General features: G+C 51.6%; 2 tRNA genes and 3 rRNA genes. All 5 read left to right on the top strand.

Annotation, left to right across the window (positions count from 1 at the left end):
- The first annotated feature begins 235 nt into the window (after positions 1 to 235).
- The 5 genes from PsAD26_RS16950 to rrf all read left to right on the top strand — a co-directional run bounded on the left by PsAD26_RS16950 (position 236) and on the right by rrf (position 5,724).
- A 16S ribosomal RNA gene (locus PsAD26_RS16950) occupies positions 236 to 1,719 on the top strand.
- A 264-nt stretch (positions 1,720 to 1,983) separates the two neighbouring features.
- Positions 1,984 to 2,060 (top strand) — tRNA-Ile (locus PsAD26_RS16945).
- Between the two features lie 157 nt (positions 2,061 to 2,217).
- A tRNA-Ala gene (locus PsAD26_RS16940) sits at positions 2,218 to 2,293 on the top strand.
- Between the two features lie 458 nt (positions 2,294 to 2,751).
- Positions 2,752 to 5,482, top strand: a 23S ribosomal RNA gene (locus PsAD26_RS16935).
- A 127-nt stretch (positions 5,483 to 5,609) separates the two neighbouring features.
- Positions 5,610 to 5,724: ribosomal RNA gene (gene rrf / locus PsAD26_RS16930) — 5S ribosomal RNA — on the top strand.
- The 16S, 23S and 5S rRNA genes sit together here with 2 tRNA genes alongside, the layout of an rRNA operon.
- The last annotated feature ends 33 nt before the right edge of the window (positions 5,725 to 5,757 follow it).

Raw genomic sequence — 5,757 nt, 5'->3', positions numbered from 1 at the left:
TCATTGACAATTGAATACGGAAGAAGAAAGAGAAACGTGGACGGCGGTTATTCGCGAGTGGTTTGGTAACAAGCCACTGTTACGGAATAACTGACTTAGTTTACGTTTTTCAGAACACCAAAGATTGAGGCTTCGGCCTTAATTATTTGCGTGTTCCTCGTCTATTAATTGGCCATTTATGGTCGGTTAGATTTGAGTACAGAAACGTGATTTAAGTTGGGATTAATATTCAGTAAAACCTGAGAGTTTGATCCTGGCTCAGAACGAACGCTGGCGGCAGGCCTAACACATGCAAGTCGAACGGATCCTTCGGGATTAGTGGCAGACGGGTGAGTAACGCGTGGGAAGCTACCTTGTGGTAGGGGACAACAGTTTGAAAAGACTGCTAATACCCTATGAGCCCTATGGGGGAAAGATTTATCGCCATGAGATGTGCCCGCGTTAGATTAGCTAGTTGGTAAGGTAATGGCTTACCAAGGCGACGATCTATAGCTGGTCTGAGAGGATGATCAGCCACACTGGGACTGAGACACGGCCCAGACTCCTACGGGAGGCAGCAGTGGGGAATATTGGACAATGGGGGCAACCCTGATCCAGCCATGCCGCGTGTGTGATGACGGCCTTAGGGTTGTAAAGCACTTTCAGCAGTGAAGATAATGACATTAACTGCAGAAGAAGCCCCGGCTAACTTCGTGCCAGCAGCCGCGGTAATACGAAGGGGGCTAGCGTTGTTCGGAATCACTGGGCGTAAAGAGTACGTAGGCGGACTGATAAGTTAGGGGTGAAATCCCAAGGCTCAACCTTGGAACTGCCTTTGATACTGTCAGTCTTGAGATCGAGAGAGGTGAGTGGAACTCCGAGTGTAGAGGTGAAATTCGTAGATATTCGGAAGAACACCAGTGGCGAAGGCGGCTCACTGGCTCGATACTGACGCTGAGGTACGAAAGCGTGGGGAGCAAACAGGATTAGATACCCTGGTAGTCCACGCCGTAAACGATGAATGCTAGTTGTCAGGTAGCTTGCTATTTGGTGACGCAGCTAACGCATTAAGCATTCCGCCTGGGGAGTACGGTCGCAAGATTAAAACTCAAAGGAATTGACGGGGGCCCGCACAAGCGGTGGAGCATGTGGTTTAATTCGAAGCAACGCGCAGAACCTTACCAGCCCTTGACATTTGACGCTACATCTGGAGACAGATGGTTCCTTTCGGGGACGTCAGGACAGGTGCTGCATGGCTGTCGTCAGCTCGTGTCGTGAGATGTTGGGTTAAGTCCCGCAACGAGCGCAACCCTCGCCCTTAGTTGCCAGCATTTAGTTGGGCACTCTAGGGGGACTGCCGGTGATAAGCCGGAGGAAGGTGGGGATGACGTCAAGTCCTCATGGCCCTTACGGGCTGGGCTACACACGTGCTACAATGGCGGTGACAGTGGGCAGCGACCTCGCGAGGGGTAGCTAATCTCTAAAAGCCGTCTCAGTTCGGATTGTTCTCTGCAACTCGAGAGCATGAAGTTGGAATCGCTAGTAATCGCGTAACAGCATGACGCGGTGAATACGTTCCCGGGCCTTGTACACACCGCCCGTCACACCATGGGAGTTGGTTTTACCCGAAGGCGCTGCGCTAACCCGCAAGGGAGGCAGGCGACCACGGTAGGGTCAGCGACTGGGGTGAAGTCGTAACAAGGTAGCCCTAGGGGAACCTGGGGCTGGATCACCTCCTTTCTAAGGATTGGTCTTCAGCTCTGACACGCTTGCGTGTCATAGACTATCGACTAATTTTTTGAACATAGCTGGCATTATGATCAGCACCTGATACCTTCTTTGAAGGTATCTTTGGCGAATACCGCCGTCTTCGTTTCTCTTTCTTTATGATATCGCTTAAAGGTTAGGTCGCTCATCTGAGCACAATCTTTGTTGGTTTTGACTGGAGCGCAGCGAGTAGAACCGAATGGTTCGCGGAGCTGATGCGAGGTCTTAAATAGACAAGGGTCGGTAGCTCAGGTGGTTAGAGCGCACGCCTGATAAGCGTGAGGTCGGAGGTTCAAGTCCTCCTCGACCCACCAAACTTTTAAGTTAGTAGAATTGAAATTGTTGGAGCTCAATCGGAGCGAAGCGACTAGAGCCGACCGGCTCGCTGAGCTGATGCGAAGTAAGCCAAGTTAGCGGATGCTAACGCCGGCGTAGACACTTCTTTGAAGTGTCCTTTGAGGCCAGCATAATGGGGCCTTAGCTCAGCTGGGAGAGCGCCTGATTTGCATTCAGGAGGTCAGGAGTTCGATCCTCCTAGGCTCCACCAACGCCTTTTCGAAAGAAAAGTCGGTTCTCTGTTTTGATATCATAATGAAAGCATCCGTTTTGCGGGTTTTGTTCTAAAGCCTGCTTGTTCTGTGACATTTTGAAGAGAAGACATAATTGGCCGCATCTGGCGCCAGTTCCTTAGGGGATTGCCGGATGTGTCAGCTAGCCAGTTACCAATGCCCGCCAGGGTATTGTACGGGGGCGCTTGACCGCTGCCCCGCCAGTTATGTCTCATGAACTGGTCTAGGCATATGCATTGCATATGTCTTTGATACATACGATGTATGTATTGTTGATTGTACATCTGGCAACCGATGTACAAGCCAAGTTAAATCAAGCTTTATTTTTGTTGGTAATGCCACTTCCTTTGGAAGTGTCAGTAGTCAGCTGCTTTCTTCGGAAAGTGGTCGGGACACTTTTTACAAAGTGTCTTTTATGATTATAGCTAATGAGAGTGATCAAGTGTCTTAAGAGCATTTGGTGGATGCCTTGGCGACTAGAGGCGATGAAAGACGTGATACGCTGCGATAAGCGTCGGGGAGCTGCGAATAAGCTTTGATCCGGCGATTTCTGAATGGGGCAACCCACACCGTAAGGTGTACCCGCAAGGGGGCAAACCCGGGGAACTGAAACATCTAAGTACCCGGAGGAAAGGACATCAACCGAGACTCCGCTAGTAGTGGCGAGCGAACGCGGATCAGGCCAGTGGCTATAGATTAAGAACCGGAACAAGCTGGGAAGCTTGACCTTAGTGGGTGATAGTCCCGTACGGGTAGAAAGATTTATAGTCCTCGAGTAGGGCGGAACACGTGAAATTCTGTCTGAACATGGGGGGACCACCCTCCAAGCCTAAGTACTCCTAGTCGACCGATAGCGCACCAGTACCGTGAGGGAAAGGTGAAAAGTACCCCGACGAGGGGAGTGAAATAGTACCTGAAACCGAATGCTTACAAACAGTTGGAGCCCAAGATTTGTTCTGGGTAACAGCGTACCTTTTGTATAATGGGTCAGCGACTTAATTTAACGAGCAAGCTTAAGCCGATAGGTGTAGGCGTAGCGAAAGCGAGTCTGAATAGGGCGTCTTAGTTCGTTGGATTAGACCCGAAACCGAGTGATCTAGCCATGAGCAGGTTGAAGGTGCAGTAACATGCACTGGAGGACCGAACCCACGAATGTTGAAAAATTCGGGGATGACTTGTGGCTAGGGGTGAAAGGCCAATCAAACTCGGAAATAGCTGGTTCTCCGCGAAATCTATTTAGGTAGAGCGTCCTGTGAATACTCCTGGGGGTAGAGCACTGGATGGGCTATGGGGGCTCACCGCCTTACTGATCCTAACCAAACTCCGAATACCAGGAAGTACTGCAGGGCAGACACACAGTGGGTGCTAACGTCCATTGTGGAGAGGGAAACAACCCTGACCGCCAGTTAAGGTCCCTAAGTTATGGCTAAGTGGGAAAGGATGTAGAGATCCCAAAACAACCAGGATGTTGGCTTAGAAGCAGCCATCATTTAAAGAAAGCGTAACAGCTCACTGGTCTAAATAAGGGTCTCCGCGCCGAAAATGTACCGGGGCTAAAGCCATACACCGAAACTGCGGGCTTGTCTTTGACAAGCGGTAGCGGAGCGTTCTGTAAGCTGATGAAGGTGGACCCGTGAGGGCTGCTGGAAGTATCAGAAGTGCGAATGCTGACATGAGTAACGATAAAGAGGGTGAGAGACCCTCTCGCCGAAAGTCCAAGGGTTCCTGCGCAACGCTAATCGGCGCAGGGTTAGCCGGCCCCTAAGGCGAGGCCGAAAGGCGTAGTCGATGGGAACGGGGTTAATATTCCCCGGCCAGTGGGTAGTGACGGATGCCGTGTATCGTATCTCCTTATTGGATTGGAGATGCGGTGAAGGTGTTCCTGGAAATAGCTCCCACGCTAAGACCGTACCCGAAACCGACACAGGTGGACAGGTAGAGTATACCAAGGCGCTTGAGAGAACTGTGCTGAAGGAACTCGGCAAATTGCTCCCGTAAGTTCGCGAGAAGGGAGCCCAATACGAAGGCAACTTTGTATTGGGGGCACAGAATAGGGGGTTGCGACTGTTTATCAAAAACACAGGGCTCTGCGAAGCCGCAAGGCGACGTATAGGGTCTGACGCCTGCCCGGTGCTGGAAGGTTAAGAGGAGGTGTGCAAGCACCGAATTGAAGCCCCAGTAAACGGCGGCCGTAACTATAACGGTCCTAAGGTAGCGAAATTCCTTGTCGGGTAAGTTCCGACCTGCACGAATGGCGTAACGACTTCCCCGCTGTCTCCAGCACAGACTCAGTGAAATTGAATTCCCCGTGAAGATGCGGGGTTCCTGCGGTCAGACGGAAAGACCCCGTGCACCTTTACTACAGCTTCACACTGGTATTCGTGATGACATGTGTAGGATAGGTGGTAGACGTTGAAACCAAGGCGCCAGCTTTGGTGGAGTCATCCTTGAAATACCACCCTTGTCCTCATGGATATCTAACCGCGGTACTACAATACCCGGGACCGTGTGTGGCGGGTAGTTTGACTGGGGCGGTCGCCTCCCAAATGGTAACGGAGGCGCGCGAAGGTAGGCTCAGAGCGGTCGGAAATCGCTCGTTGAGTGCAATGGCATAAGCCTGCCTGACTGCGAGACTGACAAGTCGAGCAGAGACGAAAGTCGGTCATAGTGATCCGGTGGTCCCTCGTGGAAGGGCCATCGCTCAACGGATAAAAGGTACGCCGGGGATAACAGGCTGATGATGCCCAAGAGTCCATATCGACGGCATTGTTTGGCACCTCGATGTCGGCTCATCACATCCTGGGGCTGGAGCAGGTCCCAAGGGTTTGGCTGTTCGCCAATTAAAGTGGTACGTGAGCTGGGTTCAGAACGTCGCGAGACAGTTCGGTCCCTATCTGCCGTGGGTGTAGGAAATTTGAGAGGATCTGTCCCTAGTACGAGAGGACCGGGATGGACGAACCTCTGGTGGACCTGTTGTGGCGCCAGCCGCATTGCAGGGTAGCTATGTTCGGAATGGATAACCGCTGAAGGCATCTAAGCGGGAAACCAACCTTAAAACTAGATCTCCCTTGAGAGCCGTGGAAGACCACCACGTTGATAGGAGGCATGTGGAAGAGGGGTAACTCTCGAAGCTGAGCCTTACTAATAGCTCGATTGATCTTGATCACTCCCATTAAGCTATAATCATAGATATGAGATAGCCAACAAATCAAAAGCTAAAACTTGGATACAACAACAGACACTTCTGCGAAGTGTCCTCAAAGACCAGTTCAAAGTCAGTGTGACTTATTCCTGCCCGGTGGCTATGGCGGGGCGCCCCCACCCGATCCCATCCCGAACTCGGAAGTGAAACGCCCCTGCGCCAATGGTACTTCGTCTTAAGACGCGGGAGAGTAGGGCGCCGCCGGGCATGAATAAAGCACACCGACTAAATCTTCAAAAT

It is taken from the genome of Pseudovibrio sp. Ad26 (genome assembly GCF_001623285.1).
Lineage (GTDB): Bacteria > Pseudomonadota > Alphaproteobacteria > Rhizobiales > Stappiaceae > Pseudovibrio > Pseudovibrio ascidiaceicola.
This window is presented reverse-complemented; position numbering and strand designations above follow the sequence as displayed.